The sequence below is a fragment of the Aquirufa antheringensis genome (assembly GCF_023921165.1).
Lineage (GTDB): Bacteria > Bacteroidota > Bacteroidia > Cytophagales > Spirosomataceae > Aquirufa > Aquirufa antheringensis.
On record NZ_CP049835.1, the window covers coordinates 645,218 to 664,563 of the forward strand.

The 19,346-nt window shown below is 43.4% G+C and carries 17 protein-coding genes; 7 read left to right on the forward strand and 10 right to left on the reverse strand.

The annotated features are described in order from the left end of the window. Window positions 1–81: 81 nt before the first annotated feature. Together G9X63_RS02970 and G9X63_RS02975 are read right to left on the reverse strand one after the other, a co-directional pair. Window positions 82–2,511 (reverse strand): TonB-dependent receptor domain-containing protein, encoded by a 2,430-nt coding sequence (locus G9X63_RS02970; RefSeq protein WP_252624152.1) that lies wholly within the window; start codon window positions 2,509–2,511, stop codon window positions 82–84. Window positions 2,512–2,653: 142 nt separating this feature from the next. After that, a complete protein-coding gene (locus G9X63_RS02975; protein WP_252624154.1) occupies window positions 2,654–4,048 on the reverse strand; it encodes a PQQ-dependent sugar dehydrogenase in 1,395 nt (464 codons plus the stop codon). Between the two features lie 76 nt (window positions 4,049–4,124). Here G9X63_RS02975 and G9X63_RS02980 point away from each other — a divergent pair, with 76 nt between their 5' ends. The 4 genes from G9X63_RS02980 (at window position 4,125) to G9X63_RS02995 (ending at window position 10,988) form a co-directional block, all read left to right on the forward strand. Beyond that, entirely contained in the window at window positions 4,125–6,773 is a 2,649-nt protein-coding gene (locus tag G9X63_RS02980) for a M14 family metallopeptidase (RefSeq protein ID WP_252624157.1), read from the forward strand. Then, complete coding sequence (locus G9X63_RS02985; RefSeq protein WP_252624161.1) at window positions 6,757–7,686, forward strand: alpha/beta fold hydrolase; 930 nt, start codon at window positions 6,757–6,759, stop codon at window positions 7,684–7,686. The genes G9X63_RS02980 and G9X63_RS02985 overlap by 17 nt, the downstream gene beginning before the upstream one ends. Window positions 7,687–7,753: 67 nt before the next feature. Beyond that, complete coding sequence (locus tag G9X63_RS02990; RefSeq protein ID WP_252624163.1) at window positions 7,754–9,385, forward strand: carboxylesterase/lipase family protein; 1,632 nt, start codon at window positions 7,754–7,756, stop codon at window positions 9,383–9,385. Window positions 9,386–9,389: 4 nt separating this feature from the next. Next, on the forward strand, window positions 9,390–10,988 hold the full coding sequence (locus G9X63_RS02995) for a carboxylesterase/lipase family protein (protein WP_252624165.1): 1,599 nt from the start codon (window positions 9,390–9,392) through the stop codon (window positions 10,986–10,988). A 51-nt stretch (window positions 10,989–11,039) separates the two neighbouring features. On the opposite strand, the gene G9X63_RS03000 is transcribed toward G9X63_RS02995, so the two are convergent. Further along, window positions 11,040–11,303 (reverse strand): heavy-metal-associated domain-containing protein, encoded by a 264-nt coding sequence (locus G9X63_RS03000; protein ID WP_130922968.1) that lies wholly within the window; start codon window positions 11,301–11,303, stop codon window positions 11,040–11,042. Between the two features lie 74 nt (window positions 11,304–11,377). On the opposite strand from G9X63_RS03000, the gene G9X63_RS03005 reads away from it, so the two are divergent. Next, complete coding sequence (locus G9X63_RS03005; RefSeq protein ID WP_252624168.1) at window positions 11,378–11,995, forward strand: flavin reductase family protein; 618 nt, start codon at window positions 11,378–11,380, stop codon at window positions 11,993–11,995. Next, window positions 11,979–12,434, forward strand: a complete 456-nt coding sequence (locus tag G9X63_RS03010; protein ID WP_130922970.1) for a DinB family protein — start codon at window positions 11,979–11,981, stop codon at window positions 12,432–12,434. Before G9X63_RS03005 ends, G9X63_RS03010 begins: the two co-directional genes overlap by 17 nt. Here G9X63_RS03010 and G9X63_RS03015 read toward each other — a convergent pair. Next, the gene (locus tag G9X63_RS03015; RefSeq protein ID WP_252624171.1) at window positions 12,409–13,638 is read right to left on the reverse strand and encodes a BaiN/RdsA family NAD(P)/FAD-dependent oxidoreductase; all 1,230 of its coding nucleotides are present in this window, start codon (window positions 13,636–13,638) and stop codon (window positions 12,409–12,411) included. The genes G9X63_RS03010 and G9X63_RS03015 overlap by 26 nt on opposite strands. Further along, window positions 13,635–13,997, reverse strand: a complete 363-nt coding sequence (locus G9X63_RS03020) for a cupin domain-containing protein (RefSeq protein WP_252624174.1) — start codon at window positions 13,995–13,997, stop codon at window positions 13,635–13,637. The genes G9X63_RS03015 and G9X63_RS03020 overlap by 4 nt, the downstream gene beginning before the upstream one ends. Window positions 13,998–14,104: 107 nt before the next feature. Between G9X63_RS03020 and G9X63_RS03025 the strand changes: the two genes are divergently transcribed. Continuing rightward, window positions 14,105–14,749, forward strand: coding sequence for a Crp/Fnr family transcriptional regulator (locus G9X63_RS03025; RefSeq protein ID WP_252624177.1), 645 nt, complete (start codon window positions 14,105–14,107; stop codon window positions 14,747–14,749). On the opposite strand, the gene G9X63_RS03030 is transcribed toward G9X63_RS03025, so the two are convergent. From G9X63_RS03030 to G9X63_RS03050, 5 genes are all read right to left on the reverse strand, one after another. Further along, window positions 14,715–15,776, reverse strand: coding sequence for a hypothetical protein (locus G9X63_RS03030; RefSeq protein WP_252624180.1), 1,062 nt, complete (start codon window positions 15,774–15,776; stop codon window positions 14,715–14,717). The genes G9X63_RS03025 and G9X63_RS03030 overlap by 35 nt on opposite strands. 49 nt (window positions 15,777–15,825) lie before the next feature. After that, window positions 15,826–16,050: a hypothetical protein gene (locus tag G9X63_RS03035; RefSeq protein ID WP_252624189.1), complete on the reverse strand. Its 225-nt coding sequence runs from the start codon at window positions 16,048–16,050 to the stop codon at window positions 15,826–15,828. Window positions 16,051–16,206: 156 nt separating this feature from the next. After that, the gene (locus G9X63_RS03040) at window positions 16,207–17,427 is read right to left on the reverse strand and encodes a serine hydrolase domain-containing protein (RefSeq protein WP_252624192.1); all 1,221 of its coding nucleotides are present in this window, start codon (window positions 17,425–17,427) and stop codon (window positions 16,207–16,209) included. 47 nt (window positions 17,428–17,474) lie between these two features. Continuing rightward, complete coding sequence (locus tag G9X63_RS03045) at window positions 17,475–18,734, reverse strand: prolyl oligopeptidase family serine peptidase (protein ID WP_252624194.1); 1,260 nt, start codon at window positions 18,732–18,734, stop codon at window positions 17,475–17,477. Between the two features lie 12 nt (window positions 18,735–18,746). After that, complete coding sequence (locus G9X63_RS03050; RefSeq protein WP_130922980.1) at window positions 18,747–19,295, reverse strand: acyl-CoA thioesterase; 549 nt, start codon at window positions 19,293–19,295, stop codon at window positions 18,747–18,749. Window positions 19,296–19,346 lie beyond the last annotated feature (51 nt).

A 19,346-nucleotide genomic window follows, 5' to 3' on the forward strand; every position in this document is an offset into this window, starting at 1 on the left:
GCTTTAGTATTATTCTACAAGAAATTATTGCGCAGCACAATTTCAGTAGGATAATACTAAAGCTGAAATTTTGAATCTAAATTATTTCGATTTAACCCTACTCTTTTCCGCCTCCAACCCCGTCGCTCTCTCCCTCGCCCCTTTAATGGCCATATTACCAAAACGGTACGTGAAGTTCAATCGAACCACACGTGAATCTTGACGCGGACGAACGATGATATCTAGGTCGCCGTATTTGATAAATACATTTGGGTTAGAGGTTAAAAGTACGTCTTGCGCATTGAGGCGGATGACTCCGCGTTTGTTTAAGATGGTTTTTTGGACCCCTAAGTTTAGTGCACCTCCAGCTCCAAAAATAAACGCACTCTCTAAACCTCCCGAGAAGTAGTTGCCGCCGATTTCAAGACGATAGGCCTTTGGCAAGGTGAAGATGTGGTTCGAGCTGATGTAAAATTGATTATTGACCGGACTTAAATTCGCATTTTCTACTTTCCCGACTAATTCTGCTCGGTTAAAGTAGATGTCGTTATTTGTAGACCACCATTTCGCAATGGGGATAGGCAAGGAGAATCCAAGGCTGTAATTAGTCCTCTCCGCCATATTAGCTGATGTTTGGTAGGATTTTCTAGCCTGCGTGTCTTGCTTTAGTATCTCCGTGATCACATTTGTGGTGTGGCTATAGCCTAAAATCGTGCTGAAAGCCCCCATATACGTGTGGCTTAATTCCACCGAGTTCGTTAGCTGAGGGGTCAGCATTGGATTTCCCACTTTGAACGTATAGTTGTCTAAAAAGAATACAAATGGGTTCAAATCCCCATAACTTGGTCGGTCAATTCGACGCGAATAATTCAAGCCTAAGCTGTGGTTTTTGGATAGATCATACTGTAAAAAAGCACTCGGGAATAGCTGCGCGTAGTCACGGTGGAATGTGGAATCTTTCGAGTTCGCTGTGTAGGCCTGAGACAATCCATCTGCTACCGTCCATTCGCCACGTAAGCCAATCTGGTAACTAAATTTGCCGATGGCACGTTCCGTATTCAAATAGGCCGCGTGAATTTGCTCGGTGTAGACGAAGTGGTTGCTTTGGCCTGTTAAAAAAGTAAAATTAGCGTCCCCATCGTTCTTGCCCTGGAAGCGTAAATCGTTATCCGTTTTCACATAGGACGATTTTAAACCTGTACCCCATTTTGATTTTAAAAAGGAGGGAAGAACGTAGTCTAATTTAAAGGAATATTGATCTACCAAGGAGTTTGCATTATTTAACAAAAGGGAGTCTGCACGCAAGGTGCTGAAATCCCCTCGCTGGAACTGTGAACGCAAATTGGATCCGCTATTGTCCACAAAACGGGCATAGTCCACATCAATGGTTAATTCCCGACCCGTGCTATCATAACTATGCTTGAAGTTGAAATTCGCAGCATAATTATGACTCGGATTTCCGACATTATTAAACGTATTTAAGCGGGTCAAAGCCGTTCCAGCACTCGTATATTGTACCGTCTGATTCAATCCATCGCGTAAAGTAAATTGGTTAATGTTGCCAGAAACCAAAATTCCTACAGTCGTCTTCTTCGAATAGTACCAATCCACCCCACCTTTCAATTGTGTCGTCTGATTCTCATTTTTGAAGGCAAATCCATTTTCCCAAACTTCATTTTGGGCTCTAAAATAACGCGTTAGGTTATTTCGCTCTAGCATTTTGCGGTTCACTACGGAACCATTCCCAAACCAATTCCAGCCATTCTTTCGGTAGTTTAAATTCACCCCCGTACTTTGGCGAGAATAGACTCCTTGTGCCAAAGTCGCGTTCGCAGAACCATTCAACCCAATATTTGAATTCTTTTTCAACTTAATATTGATGATTCCACCCGTTCCAGCCGCGTCATATCTTGACGACGGATTGGCCATAATCTCTAGCTGAGAAACCTGGTCTGCGGGTAAATTCTTCAGATAATTCGCTAAGTCTGCACCGGATAAGTACGAAATTTTCCCATCAATCATGATCGCAGCACCCGATTTTCCTCTTAGGGAAATGTTGCCATCTTTGTCCACGATCACACCTGGAGAACGCTCTAATAATTCCATGGTCGTATTTCCAGCCGCCATGGCAGAATTCTCCACGTTAACGATGGTCTTGTCTAGCTTTTTTTCGATGAACGGTTTTGTTGCCGTCACTTTCACTTCCGCTAATTCGGTGCTTAATGGCTGCAATGTGATGACCCCTAATTCGATTTGAGTATCCGCTGAAATCTCATCTAAGGCGATTTTCGTAGGTTTGAAACCCGTCGATTGGAGGGTTAAGGTGAATTTACCTAGGGGTAATTTAGTAACCCGTAATTCTCCATTTTCGTCTGTATTCATCCCTTTAACAAGGCTTGAATCAGTCGTTTTTTTCAAAAGTGCTGTTGCAAAAGGCAGTGCTTCTTTATTAGCATCTTGAAGGCGGAGGTGTAAGGAATTTTGGCCAAAAGCCGTAATCGAACAAATGAGTAGTAGGGCAATTAATTTCATGGGGACAAAGTTCCCATAAAAACGTTAATCAAAGAAAGGGTTTTTGATGAGCGGTAATTTTAACGAAGATAAGAGAGGATAGAGTAAAGAGTATAGATAAAACCTTCGGACTATCTTTACTCTCTACTCTACCATCTTTACTCTATTGCGGACGCAAACGGAACATCATCCCCGGACTCTCCACCCCCACATACAAGTACCCATCGCGGCCCTGCTTCACATTGCGCATACGCCCTACGTTTAACAATACCTTTTCTTGCTTCACGACCTTGTTGTTCTTAACCTCCACACGATTCAAATAGTTGAAACGTAGTGATCCGATCATCAAGTTGCCTTTCCACGCCGGGTATTTATCGCCCGTCACAAACGTTAAACCAGATGGGGCAATCGATGGGATGAAATAGGAGATAGGTTGCTCCATTCCGTCTTTTTTAGAGATCGCTGAAATCGGTTTTCCATCGTAATTAATACCATAGGTAATGACTGGCCAGCCGTAGTTTTTGCCTGCTTTGATGATGTTGATTTCATCACCACCACGAGGACCGTGCTCCGTCTCCCAAATATCATCCGTCCAAGGATTCGTCGTCAAACCTTGAGGGTTACGTTGTCCATAAGAATAGATGCTCGGGTGATCTGTGTTCTTGAATGGATTATCCGCTGGTACGGTTCCATCGTCATTTAAACGGTGAATTTTACCATTGTCATTATCTAAACTCTGAGGGAACACTTTTTCCATTCCACGTTCTCCTACAGAGAAGAATAGATGTCCTTTTTTGTCAAATGTAATGCGAGATCCGTAGTGGAAAGATGTTTTCGTGTAAGGTTTCGCTTCGAATATCTCTTGCGCTTCTACCCAGTTATTGTCTTTTATTTTTCCACGAACGATGGCCGTTGTGTTTACTTTGGCACCATCCTCCATTTTAAACTTAGAATAGGATAGGTAGATCCAGCCATTTTGCTCGAATTGCGGGTGAAGTGTGACATCTAACAAACCACCTTGTCCCTGCGCATACACTTCGGGCGTTCCTTTGATCGCCGTTTTGTTGCGTTTTTGATCTACTAAATACAATACACCCGCGCGATCTGTAATCAAATAGTCGTTAGAAGGTAACTGCGTGAAACCCCAAGGGCTATCGAAACCAGTGGCGATCGTATCTAAAACGATGGTCATTCCATCTGACTTGAAGATGTTTGACGTTGGTTTATTGGCAAATTTATATTGCTCAACACCGGCTAAATTTTCAACGATTAAATCTGCCAGTTTTTCAATTTCTTTAGGTGCCAAAACCTCTTTCCAAGTAGGCATTCCGGCATCAGGATAGCCATGCGTAATGCTGTTTAAGATGTCTGATTTTTTATCTCCGTGCTTCCATTTGCGGTCCACGAACGCTTCCACTTTTTCGCCGTGGCAAGACGCACAATATTTGGTGTAATTAACCTCTGCTGGCTCTTCAGCAACAGCTGGAGCATTCGTTAAGGACATGGTACTTAAAGCGGCCATCGCAATCAGGCCAATAAAGGATATTTTTTTAAACATAGCTTGGTATTTTTCTGCCACGAAGCTAAATATTAATTTCTATATTTCTATCTTTAAAGCTTACCTGATTCAACTTATGAAAAAAATCTTACTCGTTCTATTATTCGCGTCGCTGACGATTCGCGCGCAGGTTCCTAGTCCTACATCGCATTTTGGCTTTAACATAGGCGATAATTACCATTTAGCTACGTTTACGCAGACGGAAGGCTACCTGAAAAAGGTCGCCGCAGCGTCTAATCGCGTGAAATTGCAGTCGATTGGAAAGACGGAAGAGGGCCGAAATCAATACATGGTCATTGTTTCTGATCCCGCTAATATTCGTAATCTGGCGAAGTATAAGGCCATTTCGCAGCGCTTGGCGCGGGCGGAAGGCTTGTCTGAGCAGGAGGCGAAGGCTTTGGCCAAAGAAGGAAAAGCCATCGTCTGGATCGACGGCGGACTGCACGCCACAGAAACGGTAGGAATTCACCAATGGATCGAATCGATCTACCAGTTCACGACACGAAACGACGAGGAAACGAAACGTATCCTCCAAAACACCATCATCCTTTTCGTTCACGCGAATCCAGATGGTCAGGAACTCGTTTCCAATTGGTACATGCGCAAAGCAGATACGCTGAAACGCTCGACAGATAACTTGCCTCGTTTGTATGAAAAATACATCGGACACGATAATAACCGCGATTTCTACATGATGAATATGAGTGAGTCGACTAACATGGCTCGCCAACAATACATCGAGTGGATGCCTCAAATTCTGTACAACCACCACCAAACCGGTCCTGCAGGAACCGTAGTCGCTGGTCCTCCGTACCGTGATCCATTCAATTACGTGTACGATCCACTTCTAATTACGGGAATCGACGCCTTAGGCGCTGCGATGAGCTCACGCCTAAACGCAGAAGGCAAGCCGGGTTACACGATGAAATCAGGTTCGGTTTATTCGACTTGGTGGAATGGTGGATTACGCACCACAGCCTATTATCACAACATTATTGGATTATTAACGGAGATCATTGGGGATCCGACGCCGGAAAACATCCCATTAGTACCTAGTCGTTTAATCCCTAATTCGGCGACACCATTCCCCATCACGCCGCGCAAATGGTTATTCAAGAACTCGATTGATTATTCGCTTTCTTTGAACTATGCTGTCTTGAATTATGCGACCCGTTACCGCGAAGAGGTGTTGATGAACATTTACAAGATGGGTAAGAAATCGATTGATTTAGGATCTCAGGATTACTGGACGATGTCTCCAAACAAAGTGGAGAAGTTAGCGGAGATTTCGGGAGGAAATTACAAGAAGAAAGCAGACAGTTTATTTGCTGCTGTATACAAGAATCCAATGACTCGTGATGCAAGAGCCTATATCGTGACGGCAGATCAATCGACTTCTGGTATTGCCTTTATTAATATCTTGATTAAAAGTGGTATTCGGGTTGAGAAGGCTACGAAAGCTTTTGAGGTAAAAGGAAAAGCCTATCCAGCGGGTTCTTATGTGGTAAAGACAAATCAAGCTTTCCGCCCTCACGTGATCGATATGTTCGAACCACAAGATCACCCGAATGACTTCCAATACCCAGGCGGCCCTCCGGTTCGTCCGTATGATGCCGCTGGCTGGACACCTGCTTATACGATGGGGATTCAGTTTGACCGCATTTTGGAAGACGTAAACGGTCCATTCGAAACCCTTCCTTACGGCGAACTTCAAAAGGCTAAACCCGTATTTGCTACCGGTGTTTATTATTCATTCTCCACTTCGGATAACGCATCGTTCACCTTATTGAATGATTTGCTAAAAGCGGGTGTAGAAGTGTCGAAAAACGCTTCAGCATTTTATGTGAAACACAGTGTGGCGGCAGCGGACATTTTGGCGAAGGCGACCGTAAAAACACAAGCACTTAATGCTTTGCCAGCTGATGTTTCCCGTAAAGTAGGCACGAAGCGTGTGGGTCTTTGGGATACCTATGGTGGTTCGATGCCGTCAGGTTGGTTGCGTTGGATTTTAGAGCAACACCATTTTGACTTCAAATTAGTGTTCGCAAAAGAAATCGATAAAGGTAGCCTACGTTCGAAATTTGATGTGTTGATTTTTGTCAAAGGGGCCATTCCAGGCTTGAGAGCTGAGCCAGCAAACGAGTGGGATGAGAAAGAACCAGTAGAGGCTGATATTCCAGCGGAATACCAAGAGACAATGGGTAAGATTACTGCAGCAAAATCTGTACCTGCACTTCGCGCTTTCTTAGAAGAGGGCGGAGATATCATCACGATCGGATCGAGTGCGAACTTGGCCTATCATTTAAATCTGCCTGTAAAGAATGCTTTAGTGGAAATGGTGGGAGGAAAAGAGCGCAATTTGCCAGGAGAGAAATTCTATATTCCGGGTAGTGTGATGCAAGTGACGGTAGATCAAAATTCACCAGCAAACTGGGGAATGGCGACTAAAGCGGATGTCATTTTCGCAGCTAGCCCCGTATTTAAGTTAGCGCCGGAGTCGATCTCACGAGGTGTATTAACTCCATTAGCTTGGTTCGCGACGGAGAAAACGTTGCGCAGTGGTTGGGCTTTTGGCCAAGCTTATCTGCAAGATGGCGTAGCCGCTTTCCAAGCGAAAGTGGGAAAAGGAAATTTATATGTGTATGGTCCAGAAGTAACGTTCAGAGGCCAAACACACAGCACATTCAAAATGGTATTCAATCAATTATATGAAAACAATCGCTAAGATTTTAGGGGGCTTTATTGCCCTAATTGTTATTTTACTGTTGATCATCTGTGAACGAGATAGACCCGTAGAAGAGTTGATTCCTTTGTACGCGAACAAGGATTCTAAATTCATGCCTATCATGGGAATGAAAGTGCATTACCGGGACGAGGGTGTCGCAACTGATACCTTGCCACTGATTTTATTGCACGGTATGTCTTCGTCTTTGAACACCTGGGATAGCGTGGTTATCTCACTTAAAGCTCACAAAAGAGTAATTAGTCTTGATTTACCTGGATTTGCTTTAACCGGACCATCTCCTGAAATGGCCTATAATTTTCCTTATTATTCGAAGTTCATCGATTCCTTTGCTACGCGTTTAAAAATCAAGCGATTCATCTTAGCTGGGAATTCGTTAGGCGGGGCAATTTCCTGGAATTATGCCTTACACAATTCATCACGTCTCGCTAAAATGATCTTGATCGATGCGGCCGGATACCCGAAGAAAGGGGAGAGTGGTTCCTTAGGATTTAAGCTGGCATCCACTCCTGTGATCAATAATTTGTTACTGTATGCTACACCCAAAGCATTGGTTCGAAAAAGTTTAGAGACCGTTTATTACGATCCAGCTAGCGTGACGGATGAGCAAGTAGAGCGTTTCCATGATGTGGCGATTAGAGAAGGAAACAGAGAAGCCGCATTGATGATTTTCAAAGGCTCATTTAAAGGTAATCCAGAAAGCATTAAAGAAGTCAAGACGCCTACTTTGATCTTATGGGGCGATAAGGACAACCTGATCGGGGTGAATAACGTCGATAACTTCTTGAAAGATATCAAAGGAAGCAAAGCGGAGATCTATAAAAACGTAGGACATGTGCCTATGGAAGAGGTGCCTGGAAAGGTGGCGGCTTCGATATTGAAATTCGTACAATAGGACTTTCCAAAAGATTGTTTTATTATTGTATCAATTATTGACAATAAACCTATTTAACAACTAAACTATGAAAAGAATCTGGCAACTTACTTGCCTGCTAGGCCTAATTGCGTCTAGCGCGTTTGCACAGACTGATTTTAAAATGCCTGTTCAGGCTAAAATCGAATCAGGAATCATCGAAGGTGATTACAATACACAAACAGGAGTTCAGACTTATTTCGGTGTACCTTTTGCCAAACCACCGGTAGGAGATTTACGTTGGAAAGCACCAGTTCCGGCTGAACCTTGGTCTGGAGTGAAAAAAACAAAAGCTTTTGGACCACGTCCTATTCAGGCGATTGTATTTGGAGATATGGGATCGCGTTCTGCGGGTCTTAGCGAAGATTGTTTATATCTGAACATTTGGTCTCCAGCTAAAAGAAATACGAAAAATTTACCGGTCTTAGTTTATTTCTACGGCGGTGGATTATTCGCGGGGGATGCATCGGAGCCACGCTATGATGGCGAGGCGATGTCGAAACAGGGAATCGTAGTCGTGACGGTGAACTACCGTTTAGGCCTTTTTGGTTTCTTCTCCCATCCGGAATTATCAGCGGAGGCTTCTTATAAGGCGTCTGGAAATTATGGTTATTTAGACCAAAACTTAGCCTTGCAATGGGTGAAGAAGAACATCGCTGCTTTTGGCGGAGATGCGTCTAAAGTGACGATCGCTGGGGAATCAGCTGGTTCGGCTTCCGTATCTGTCCAAATGGCATCGCCTCTATCAAAAGGCTTAATCGCCGGAGCGATCGGAGAAAGTGGTGCGGGAATTAATCCGACAATGTCTCCTGTTCCTTTAGCGCAAGCAGAGAAAGTAGGTGTAGCCTTTGCAGAAAAAGCTGGAGCTAAGTCTTTGAAAGATTTACGCGCCATGTCATCTCGCGAATTATTTGAAATCGCTCAAGAAACACGTACGGTTAGTTTCTCTACGGTGCTTGATGGCTATTTCTTACCTAAAAGCTTACCAGAGATTTTCAATGCAAAACAGCAATCGATGGTTCCGCTTCTTTTAGGTTGGAACTCAGCGGAGATTCCGGGTGGAGCCTTTATGCAAGGAAAACCGTATACGCATGATAATTATGTGGCTAAGGTAAAAGAAGCGTATCCGGCAGATCATGAAACCGTTTTGAAATTATATCCATCAGGTTCAGAGGATGTGATCGAACGTTCGGCTACGGCTCTAGCGGCAGATCGTTTCATTTCGTACAGCACTTGGAAATGGTTTGATTTACATCGTAAGAATTCAACGCAACCGGTATACCGTTATTTATATTCACGCCACCGCGCTCCATTAGTGGACAAGTCAGTCGCGTCAGGTTTAGCTGGGGGAACAGTGAAAGCGGATCCAAATGCACCGAAACCTCGTCCAGCGGTGGGAGCTCCTCACGCTTGTGAGATCGAATATTGCATGGGCAACTTGCACTTGATTAAGGATTACGCTTTCACGGAGGATGATTATACGGTTTCTAAAACGATGTTCACCTATTTCGCGAACTTCGTAAAGACGGGAAATCCGAACGGAGGAACTTTGGCAAACTGGCCAGCAGCAGCTCCACAAGATAAGGAGCCAGGTGTGATGGTGATTGATGTGGAATCCAAAGCAATCAAGGCGACGGATGACGCACGTTATGAGTTCTTAGACAAATTCTATAAAAACTAATCTTATGAAAAAATTATTAATGGCGAGTGCGCTGATTATGGCCTCCATGGGCTTAAAAGCGCAAATTACAACGGGTAAAGACGTGGCTGTGGTGGCGACGGATGCCGGTAAAGTACGTGGGTATATTCACAGTGGAATTTATACCTACAAGGGTATTCCGTACGCGGAGGCAGCTCGTTTTGAGGCACCTCACAAGCCTAAACCTTGGGCTGGTGTTCGTTCGTCTATGTCTTATGGTCCGGTTTCGCCTTTAATTGATGAAACAACTCAGATTCAGGATGAATCAGAATTCGTATTCAACCACAACTGGGGTTTCACGAATGAGGATTGCATGCGCATTAACGTCTGGACGCCTGGTATCAATGATGGCAAGAAGCGTCCGGTGATGTTCTGGATTCACGGTGGTGGATTCACTGCTGGATCGGCGATTGAATTGCCGTCGTATGATGGAGAGAATTTGGCCAAAAAAGGGGACGTTGTAGTCGTTTCCATCTCACACCGGTTGAACATTACGGGTTATTTAGATTTATCGGCTTACGGCGAAAAATACAAATACTCGGCAAACAATAGCGTATTGGATATGCGTGCGGCGTTGGAATGGGTAAAAGAAAACATCGGCTCTTTCGGGGGTGACGCGAAAAACGTAACCATCTTCGGGCAATCGGGCGGAGGCGCGAAAGTAAATACCTTGATGGCGATGCCATCAGCGAAAGGTTTATTCAGCAAAGCAATCAACCAAAGTGGTTCATTCCGCGCAAACATGTTAGACAAAGCAACGACCCAAAGCATCACTGCCGAAGTCTTGAAAGCTTTAAACATCCCTGCAGCGAAAGTTGATAGCTTGCAATCGATCCCGTACCCGGTCTTAGCTTCAGCAGGAAAGAAAGCATTAGCTAACATCGCAGCGCAGATGAAAGCAGCCGGTAAGCCGGTGGTTGGTTTCGGCCTTAGCTGGGGGCCATCAGTAGATGGCGACTTATTACCTTACCAATTGTTCTCGAAAGAGGCATTCGAACTATCAAAAGACGTGCCTTTATTAATCGGAACGGTGAAGAACGAATTCATGCCATCCATTATGACAGGAATGTCTGATGCGACAGCAGAACAAGTGGATGCGTACATTAAAAGAACCTATGGCGAGAAAGCGGAGGCATTCAAGGCAGCCGTAAAGAAAGCCTATCCGAATGACACGAAGCCATCTGATTTAATGGATGTGGACGTGATGTTCCGTCCAGGTGCAGTAGTTCAAGCAAAAGAAAAATCTGCCTTGAAAGCGGCACCCGTTTACATGTATTTAATGACTTGGCAATCGCCAGTGATGGATGGTAAATACAAAGCTTTCCACTGCATGGAACTACCGTTCTGCTTTAACAACATCGCGCGTTGCGAGGAAATGACAGGAGGCGGAAAAGAAGCGTATGTCTTAGCAGATCGCATGAGTTCGTCTTGGATTAACTTTGCTAAAACGGGTAACCCGGGTCACAAAGGTATCCCAGCTTGGCCTACGTTCGATACAGCAAATACTGCGACGATGCACTTTAACAATACTTGCGAGGTGAAACCGCAGCAAGATGCGGAATTATATAGCTTGATTGCTAGATAATGCATCTCTAGATAAAGAAAGAGGCCCATCTCGCGGTGGGCCTCTTTTGTTTTAGCTCATTTTCCCTATCGCGCAGCTGACATAGGATTTGGCTTGTTTGAACACGGAGTTTTCTCCTTTTTGTGGGTAACCCATACTATTTAACGAATCGATGACCTCGCTTAATTGGTACTGATCGCCGGTTAAGCTAATTTTTTCCTCGTCTTTATCGATTTCTACTTTTATTATTCCTTTTATTTTCTCTAAAGCATTTTTAATGCTTGTCATACATCCGCCACACTTGATGTTTTCTACAAAAATCTCTTGCGTTTTCATGGTGTTATTATTTGTTTAGTCAAATGTAGCCTATCTTTAAGCCATAAAAAGTGATAAAAGTCACTTCTACCTTTATGAGCAAACATTTTTCTCTTTCTGAACTCCAAACCTGGGATCGTTTCACCCGCGCTAATTTCATTAACTCCTTGAGTGGATTTAAGAGCCTCTCGCTGATAGGAACGGTGAACGGTAATGGAGTTTCAAACCTGGCTGTTTTTAGTAATATCGTTCATTTAGGAGCGGATCCTGCCTTGATCGGCTTCATTAATCGTCCATTGGCGGCGGCACCTCATACCTTACAAAATATCCAAGAAACGGGTATTTATACCGTGAATTTAGTAACGGAATCGATGTACAAACAAGCGCATCAGACGAGTGCGAAATACCCGGATGGCGTTTCGGAATTCGAGATGACAGGATTGAAGGAGGAATATCGCGAAGGGTGCATTGCGCCATTCGTGGCGGAGTCTCCCGTTCAATATGTATTGAAATTTGAGCAGCTGATGCCCATTGAATTGAATAATACTTTTTTAGTTATTGGATCTTTGCAGCAAGCCTATGTGCCAGCTGGAATACAGGAGGAGGATGGCTTTTTAGATTTGGCCAAAGCCGGTATCTTAACCTCCTTAGGCACCTCAGGTTATTACAAAACCGATAAAATTGATAACTTGCCTTATGCAAAAACTACGTAAGCAATTAGACGAATTAGAAAGCTTTATTCCACAACTTGAAGTTAGGAATGATGCGATTTCAGCTTCTACAGTAGGTTGGCAAATTGAGCATGATTTGTTAGTGATTAGTTCTGTTATTGAGGGGGTGAAGCGCTCAGATCCGACTAAGTACAAGTGGCGATTTAAACCTTTGAAATATGTGATTCTTTGGCGCGGTGTGATTCCAAGAGGAAAAGTGGGAGCACCTAAAATCGTGACTCCAGGGGAAATTACACAGGAGACCTTGCGAGCGCATGTGGCCTTATGTCGTGAAAGAGTAGAGGAATTAGAAAACGTAGAAGCCGGTAATTATTTCACCCATCCGTTTTTTGGGGATTTGAAAAAGAAGGAAACTTTTCGGTTTTTATATGTGCATTCGGAACATCACTTGAAAATTATTCGGGAAATGCTGGCGAACTAGCAGCGCTCTTTCCGGCAATAAATCCAGTCGTCCAAGCGGCTTGAAAATTGAATCCACCGGTGATGCCATCGATATCCATGACTTCACCCGCAAAGAATAAGCCAGGGCATTTTTTGCTTTCCATGGTTTGGACACTGATATCTTGTAAGTCAACGCCGCCCGCAGTGACAAACTCCTCTTTAAAGGTCGTTTTTCCTTGCACCACATACCGGTCGTTAATCAAGGTATTGATTAATTTATTGAGCGCTTTGCCTCCTAATTCATTCCAGCGGAGGCTGGTCTTGATTTCATTCTTTTCTAGTAAGTAGACCCAAAGTCGATTCGGCATCGCAAAGGGATTCAAATTGGCCATCATTTTGGCCCCATGCTCTTTAATGACTTGCGTGATTTGCGCACGTAACTCTTCTTCCTTTGTCTCGTCTAGCCAATTCACCAGGATGGCGCATCGGTATTCTTTCTCTGCTAAAATCCGAGCTCCCCAAGCCGACAGCTGCAGAATAGCAGGACCGCTCATTCCCCAATGCGTAACTAATAGAGGTCCCTGGCCGATAAGCTTTTGGCCTTCAATTCGTACACGTGCTTTCTCCACCACGATACCCATCAAATCACGAATCGGTTCTTGTGGCATGTTAAAAGTAAATAGGGAAGGGACTGGCGGAATGATTTCGTGACCAATATCAGCGAGCCAATGCAATCCCGACATCTTCGGTTGTCCACCCGTCGTCACAATCACGCGATCAGCATCATATTCTGTATCCCGGCAATGGATACGAAATCCTTTCTGTGAAGTCTTTATTTCCTCCACCGATTGACTACTATGCAGGTTAATGTGCAAGCGTCGAGCTTCGGACATGAAGCAATCGATAATGGTTTGGGAATCGTTTGAAAGGGGGAAAATGCAGTTATCATGGTAGGTCTTCAAAGCTACACCTCGAGTCTCTAGCCATTCGACCATCGAGGACGCATTGAATACTTCAAAGGCCTTACGGAGGAATTTCTCCCCACGGGGATAATTCTCTGAAAGCAAACGGGAATTAAACGTGGCATTGGTGACATTGCATCGGCCACCACCAGATATTTTGACCTTCCCTAAAAACTTGGAGGTTTTCTCTAAGATGGTTACTTCGGCCTCAGGATTATGTTCTTTGGCAGAAATTGCCGCGAAAAATCCAGCGGCACCCCCACCTATGACGATTATTTTCATTGGATAAAATCTGCACGCATAGGATTGAAAGAATCCACTAAAACTCCTTCTTCAAGAGCGACTACACCATGGTCAATAGAGGGAGGAATGAAGAACACGTCACCTTGTTTCAGGATCTTTTTTTCTTCACCAATTATCACCTCAAAAACCCCACTTTCTACATACGAACCTTGGGTATGGATATGTTGGTGAATCGCACCTACTCCTCCTTTTTTGAAATGCACCTTCACGATCATGAGACCATCATTATATGCCATGATTTTGCGTTTGCAAGACTCGTCTAGGATTTCCCATTCGATGTCAGCATCTGCAATCCAATTCGTCCTGTTCAAAGGTGTTTTGCTCAATAATTTACTCATGTACAAAAATAAGATAAAATCAGGAAGCAAATCGCATATTATCAGTTTACTGTTATTATGACTCTTTTGAATCCACTAGTTTAGTGTCATTAAAACGGATAACCACTATGAATAACCTAGAGTCAAAGAAGCGATTAAGTCAGTTTTTGGAATCATTTCATCTATTGTCGACTGAAGAATTAGCGATCTTTTTGCGTGCTTTTAAATACCAGCAGACTAAACGTAATCAGCCCATTACCTCTTGTGTCGATTCGAAACCGCGTTTGTATTTTGTTGCGGATGGCCTTCTTCGACACTTTTCTACAATGCCTAACACAACACAGCAAGACTCCACTATAGATCGAGGTTTTGTCCTCCCCTCGACGTTCTGTTTATCAGCTGCTAGTTTCCAACCGGCTAAAGTAACAATCATTCATTCAGAAACGATTAAGCTAACAACCCTACTTTACCTTGATCGTTGCTTACTCGATCAACTATTCGTTCAGATTCCTGTTCTCTCTCTTCTTTTTCGTCAACTAATGGAGCTCTATTTTTTTGAAATGGAACACCTGAACTTGATTTTACACATGGGTAATTGTCAAATGCGTTACGAGTATTATTGTCTTCACTTTGCTGCACATATCAAACAAGTACCTGATAAATACATTGCTCAATTTTTGAATATCAGTCCTTCCGAATTAAGTAGAATTAGAAGTAGAATGGCAAAAGGAAAGTCGTTTAAGGCAAATGCTTCTCCTTCGTTTGTCGATTAATTTCCTCTTCTATGGCAGATGGTAGTGGTTTGAAATTCGGATGAGAAGCTGCTTTTTCCCAATAAGGGTCGCTGTACCTAGTCTCATTCCCTAATGAAGTTCTCTTGGAGAATCCTTTTTCGTCCCCTTTTTCGATCTCAGCGGAATGAATAAAAAATTCCGTGATAGAATGATACTGATCAAAGTGGGATTTTCCTTTTGCTTTGAAATCTATTTTATTCACATTCTTATGATAGATGAGCTGGATGGGATCGAAGTTTTCTCTATTCTCGACTTGAGCGATACTTTCTTCGTCATTCACTATGATTTGCGATTCCATTCCCAAACTTTTAAGTATTTGAGGTTTTCCTAATGGATAGTGATGAATTGCCACTTGAAGAAGTTGGGCATTTATTCGATTCATTTGACCCCAGCGAACCCCTGTCTCAGCTTGTATGAGCGCAACTGAATCTTGCCTCGCATTTAAGAATTGAGCCGAGGCTTGCAAATCTCTAGTTCTAATTAATTCGAGGATAGGAGGGAGCGTGATGGTCATGCCGTAACTCGTCGATTTTCCCTGAGAAGCCATTTTAAACAATTGGCCTTTCAAATTTCGCTGTTGAATCCGTTTGTATTCGACGCTTTTGTTTGGACTGGCAGGTACTAGGACTTCTATCTCCCCATCACTGAAAAACTCTAGACTATCATTTCTGAATTGAAAGCTCCGGAAATAGCCTTTTAGTAAAACGCCCATTTTTCGTTTATTCGATTTTACCTGAACGTCAGCTAACTGAATGCTGCGTGGTTTTAAATAAACTTGCGGTGTCGCTGGGCTTGTTTTACTTTCGTACAGAAAATGAGAAAATAGAAAAGTAGCTGAAGTTTTCAGCTCAACTTCTCCTTTTGCATCACTAAGCCCCATCAGAACGCCTGTAGAGGAATAGACCTCCACACCTTCGATAGGTTGTTGGTTTTTCTCATTTAGAACGCGTATTTGTCCTAAAGAGGAATAGCAAAGGGCGAGTAATAATACGATTTTATGTAGCATAGTATTGGGAAGAATAATAGGGGTTAGGACCAAGGCCCTAACCCGTTTATTAGAAAACTTTAATCCCGAAAAGGTAGAGATCAACTTCCGTGTTGTGTTTTACATCATCAAATAGGCCGAAAATCTCCAATTTAAAAATTTTAACAAAACACGCCTCCGATGTTTTGAAAGTCGGACTAGGATTAAATTGAATACTTGAAATGAGCATCACCGCTAAGGTAATTCCAGTTAGAAATCGATTCGATTTCTGAGTTGTTGATTTTAGGTATATCATGGTTAGGTATGTAAATAATGGTCACCTACTCTTTTATTAGGTTTTTCGGTAGTCACCTGAGGGTCGCGATCCTTAGGTCAAATATCCGCCATTAAATAGGAGTAATTCTTGCGCTAGAGCAAGAAAAAAAGCCGGGACGATGCCCGGCTTTCTGTATTAATCTGTCAAAGTCTGGTAAACCATTTGGCGTAAACTATTATGGTAATCCCAGGTGAAATTGCTTTCCTGGGTCATAAATAGAGCAATAAGTTTCTCTTTCGGGTCAATAAAGAAGTGGGTGTTATTCGCTCCACCCCAATAGAATAATCCTTTTGATGCAGATGTTTGAGAGGCTGGGCCATCTTTTACAACAGCAAAGCCTAGGCCCCATACTGTTCCTGGAGTTGGGAATAAGTCACCCGTGTGATTGGAGGTCATTAATTCCACTGTTTTGCGGCTCAAGTATTGTTTACCTTTATAGGTACCGCCGGCCAGCATCATTTGGCAGAAAGTCGCATAATCTGCGGCTGTCGAAAACAAGCCATTCACCCCACTCCAAACCGTTACGTTTTCAAAAGGAGGCTGATTTGCCGCCACAGAAATCGTCCCATTTTTACCCTTAGAGTGCAAGGCAACAATTTTAGCTTGTTCCTCTTTAGGCACATTATACCCCGTATGTTTCATTTCTAAAGGCTCAAATAAGCGTGACTTCAAAAACTCATTCACACTCATCCCAGAGAACTTTTCAATCAACACACAAAGCACATCCGGTCCAGCGCTATAATTCCATTCTGTTCCAGGTTGCGCTAATAAGGGGAACTTCGTCATATTAGCCACACGCTCTTGAATTGTTTTAATTCCTGGTTTGAAATAGCCATTTCTGAATCGAATTTGAACAGGGTTTTGGTCCAAACCATGCGTTAATCCACCACTATGACTTAATAATTGTGTCATCGTGATCTGCGACTTTAACGAATCCGTAGGAGCATCCGGGCCATCATTTACACTTCTTACGACACGCAAATTTTTAAACTCTGGTAAGTATTTCGAAACAGGGTCGCTTAATTTAAAATACCCTTCTTCATACAACATCATGAATGCCGTGGAGATGATGGGTTTCGTCATGGACTGGATGTAAAATAAATCGTCCGTAGCCATGGGTGCCTTAGTCGCAACGTTTTTGTATCCCAAAGCCCCTTGGTGAACCACTTGGCCATTATGAATAATCATCGTCACGGCACCAGGGATGTTTCCCTTATCCATTTCGGACTGAACAAATTTTTCTAATCGTTTTACCCGGTCGACATTGATGCCGGCCACAATTTTAGGTGCTTGTGCACTGATTTCGCCTATGAAAAGGAGGCTGAATAGGAGGAGGAGGTGTTTAGTGAATTTCATTTTGATTATTTTAAAAGGAGGTATTAACGTAAAGCTGTCCTTTTTACTTATTTCCCTTTTTTCTGAGCGGCCATCCATTCCATGATGGAAACTGGCTTGCCATTCACACGAACGGGTGAACCATCTAGATCCGTTCTGGGCAGGTTTTCATGTAGATAAATCCAGGACCAGTGGCCGTTGTATTCGAAGCCTTTTCCGCCGTAGAAATTAGTGATGTCGTTTACGTGATCGTAATACGTAAAGTGTACATTTTTTGCACCTGCTTTGCGAAGACGATCGAATACAGGAACGACTGTAATGTCAGGGATGGTGGTTCTATCGTCTTTGGAGTGTACAAACCAAATAGGCACATTTTTTATCTTCTGAATATCGCTATCAGAGATGTATTCTGATTTATAGGCCAAAGCACTAATGAAGCCAGCCGCAAAATAATCCGGATTCAAGAAGATCAATTTCAAGGCCATATAGCCTCCATTCGAGCAACCGCCCACATAAATGCGGCTAGGGTCGATGCCTGGATTTGCTTTGACATAATCCTTGATCAAGGCCATTAAACCTTCATTGTAGATGTCGTTATCTTTTCCTTGTGTGCCCACCCCTTGCGTATTGTGCATCCAGGCGCCTGGGCATTGTGGTGATAATACGTAGGCTCCTTCGAAAATGGATTGGATGCCTTCAGCGGCATAGTTGGCTGCTTTGTTGCCTAACAAAGGAACAGTAGGATCCGTCCCACCTTCGCCACCGCCGTGAAGCCAGATGATCAAAGGCGCTTTGTCCTTCTTTACTTTAGGGTTAAAAGTCGCATAAGACATCGTCAATTTATCGTTGAAAACGTATTTGCCAGTGAGGTCAAATTGATCAATCAATGGCATGATTTTGCCTGTAGATGTATCCCAAATCTGCCCAGTTTTAGGCTGTACGATGGTTAAGGAATAATCCACCCAAACGTTTCCTTTACTTCTCAGGTATTGAAAAGGGGAGCTGATGGGTAGCTGAGGTCCTACGGATAAAACGAGCGTAATGTTTTTGCCGGTACGAATACGCGCACCATTTTCATCCGAAACGTAAGCAGTAACGATTTCGCGTTTAGTGTCTTGGTCCGCGATAGGGCCTGTGCTTAGTTTTCGGCTAGCATAAACGGTAAAGTCTGCTGCATTCACTTTAGAGGTGGTGTCATTCAAGGCTAGAATGACTTTGTTGACTCCAGCGCCCCAGTCGAAGCCTTCGACGACGATTTTGTAGGTGCCTGTGGGTTTTGCTATGGCGCTGAAAGCAAATAGCGAAAGAAGTAAGAGGATTTTTTTCATGTTTATGTAGGTTTAGTAAGTCAATTCACATTTCTCTCCATCGCACATCTTACGAATGTCGCCGGAGTAGATATTTTTGAGGTCGGATTTTAATAATTCGCGCTTTTCAAGCGATAGTTTTCGGAGTAATTTACCCTCGGCGAAGCGGCGTGTTTGTGTTTCATTTTCCAAAATCAAGCCCGGAACTTCTGTCAATTCGCCATCGTCGTTCTTGGCGGCCATGGTAAAGTAGCAGGAATTCGTGTGGGTGACAACACCGGTTTTGGGCTTTAAGGATTCGATTCGCATGCCTATGATCATGGTGGTTCTGCCAACGTAATTCACGGATGCTTTAATCGAGACAAGGTCGCCCACTTCGACAGGATTAAAGAATTCCACTCCTTCTACCGCCACAGTTACGCAATAATTGCCACTGTGTTTTGCCGCGCAAACGTAGGCTACTTTGTCCATTAAAGAGAGTAAAGTGCCTCCATGAATTTTGCCACTGAAGTTTGCGAAGGCGGGGATCATTAATTCGGTAATCGTTGTTTCTGAATCAGAAACTCGCTTAGGGGAGAGCATAGTAGGAGGTTTATCAGGCCCTAAGCTAGCTAAATTTTGGGCATAAAAAAA

Bases quoted from the DNA above. Each gene is read 5' to 3' on its own strand.
- G9X63_RS02970 (WP_252624152.1), bottom strand. From the start codon at position 2,511: ATGAAATTAATTGCCCTACTACTCATTTGTTCGATTACGGCTTTTGGC.
- G9X63_RS02975 (WP_252624154.1), bottom strand. From the start codon at position 4,048: ATGTTTAAAAAAATATCCTTTATTGGCCTGATTGCGATGGCCGCTTTA.
- G9X63_RS02980 (WP_252624157.1), top strand. From the start codon at position 4,125: ATGAAAAAAATCTTACTCGTTCTATTATTCGCGTCGCTGACGATTCGC.
- G9X63_RS02985 (WP_252624161.1), top strand. From the start codon at position 6,757: ATGAAAACAATCGCTAAGATTTTAGGGGGCTTTATTGCCCTAATTGTT.
- G9X63_RS02990 (WP_252624163.1), top strand. From the start codon at position 7,754: ATGAAAAGAATCTGGCAACTTACTTGCCTGCTAGGCCTAATTGCGTCT.
- G9X63_RS02995 (WP_252624165.1), top strand. From the start codon at position 9,390: ATGAAAAAATTATTAATGGCGAGTGCGCTGATTATGGCCTCCATGGGC.
- G9X63_RS03000 (WP_130922968.1), bottom strand. From the start codon at position 11,303: ATGAAAACGCAAGAGATTTTTGTAGAAAACATCAAGTGTGGCGGATGT.
- G9X63_RS03005 (WP_252624168.1), top strand. From the start codon at position 11,378: ATGAGCAAACATTTTTCTCTTTCTGAACTCCAAACCTGGGATCGTTTC.
- G9X63_RS03010 (WP_130922970.1), top strand. From the start codon at position 11,979: ATGCAAAAACTACGTAAGCAATTAGACGAATTAGAAAGCTTTATTCCA.
- G9X63_RS03015 (WP_252624171.1), bottom strand. From the start codon at position 13,638: ATGAAAATAATCGTCATAGGTGGGGGTGCCGCTGGATTTTTCGCGGCA.
- G9X63_RS03020 (WP_252624174.1), bottom strand. From the start codon at position 13,997: ATGAGTAAATTATTGAGCAAAACACCTTTGAACAGGACGAATTGGATT.
- G9X63_RS03025 (WP_252624177.1), top strand. From the start codon at position 14,105: ATGAATAACCTAGAGTCAAAGAAGCGATTAAGTCAGTTTTTGGAATCA.
- G9X63_RS03030 (WP_252624180.1), bottom strand. From the start codon at position 15,776: ATGCTACATAAAATCGTATTATTACTCGCCCTTTGCTATTCCTCTTTA.
- G9X63_RS03035 (WP_252624189.1), bottom strand. From the start codon at position 16,050: ATGATATACCTAAAATCAACAACTCAGAAATCGAATCGATTTCTAACT.
- G9X63_RS03040 (WP_252624192.1), bottom strand. From the start codon at position 17,427: ATGAAATTCACTAAACACCTCCTCCTCCTATTCAGCCTCCTTTTCATA.
- G9X63_RS03045 (WP_252624194.1), bottom strand. From the start codon at position 18,734: ATGAAAAAAATCCTCTTACTTCTTTCGCTATTTGCTTTCAGCGCCATA.
- G9X63_RS03050 (WP_130922980.1), bottom strand. From the start codon at position 19,295: ATGCTCTCCCCTAAGCGAGTTTCTGATTCAGAAACAACGATTACCGAA.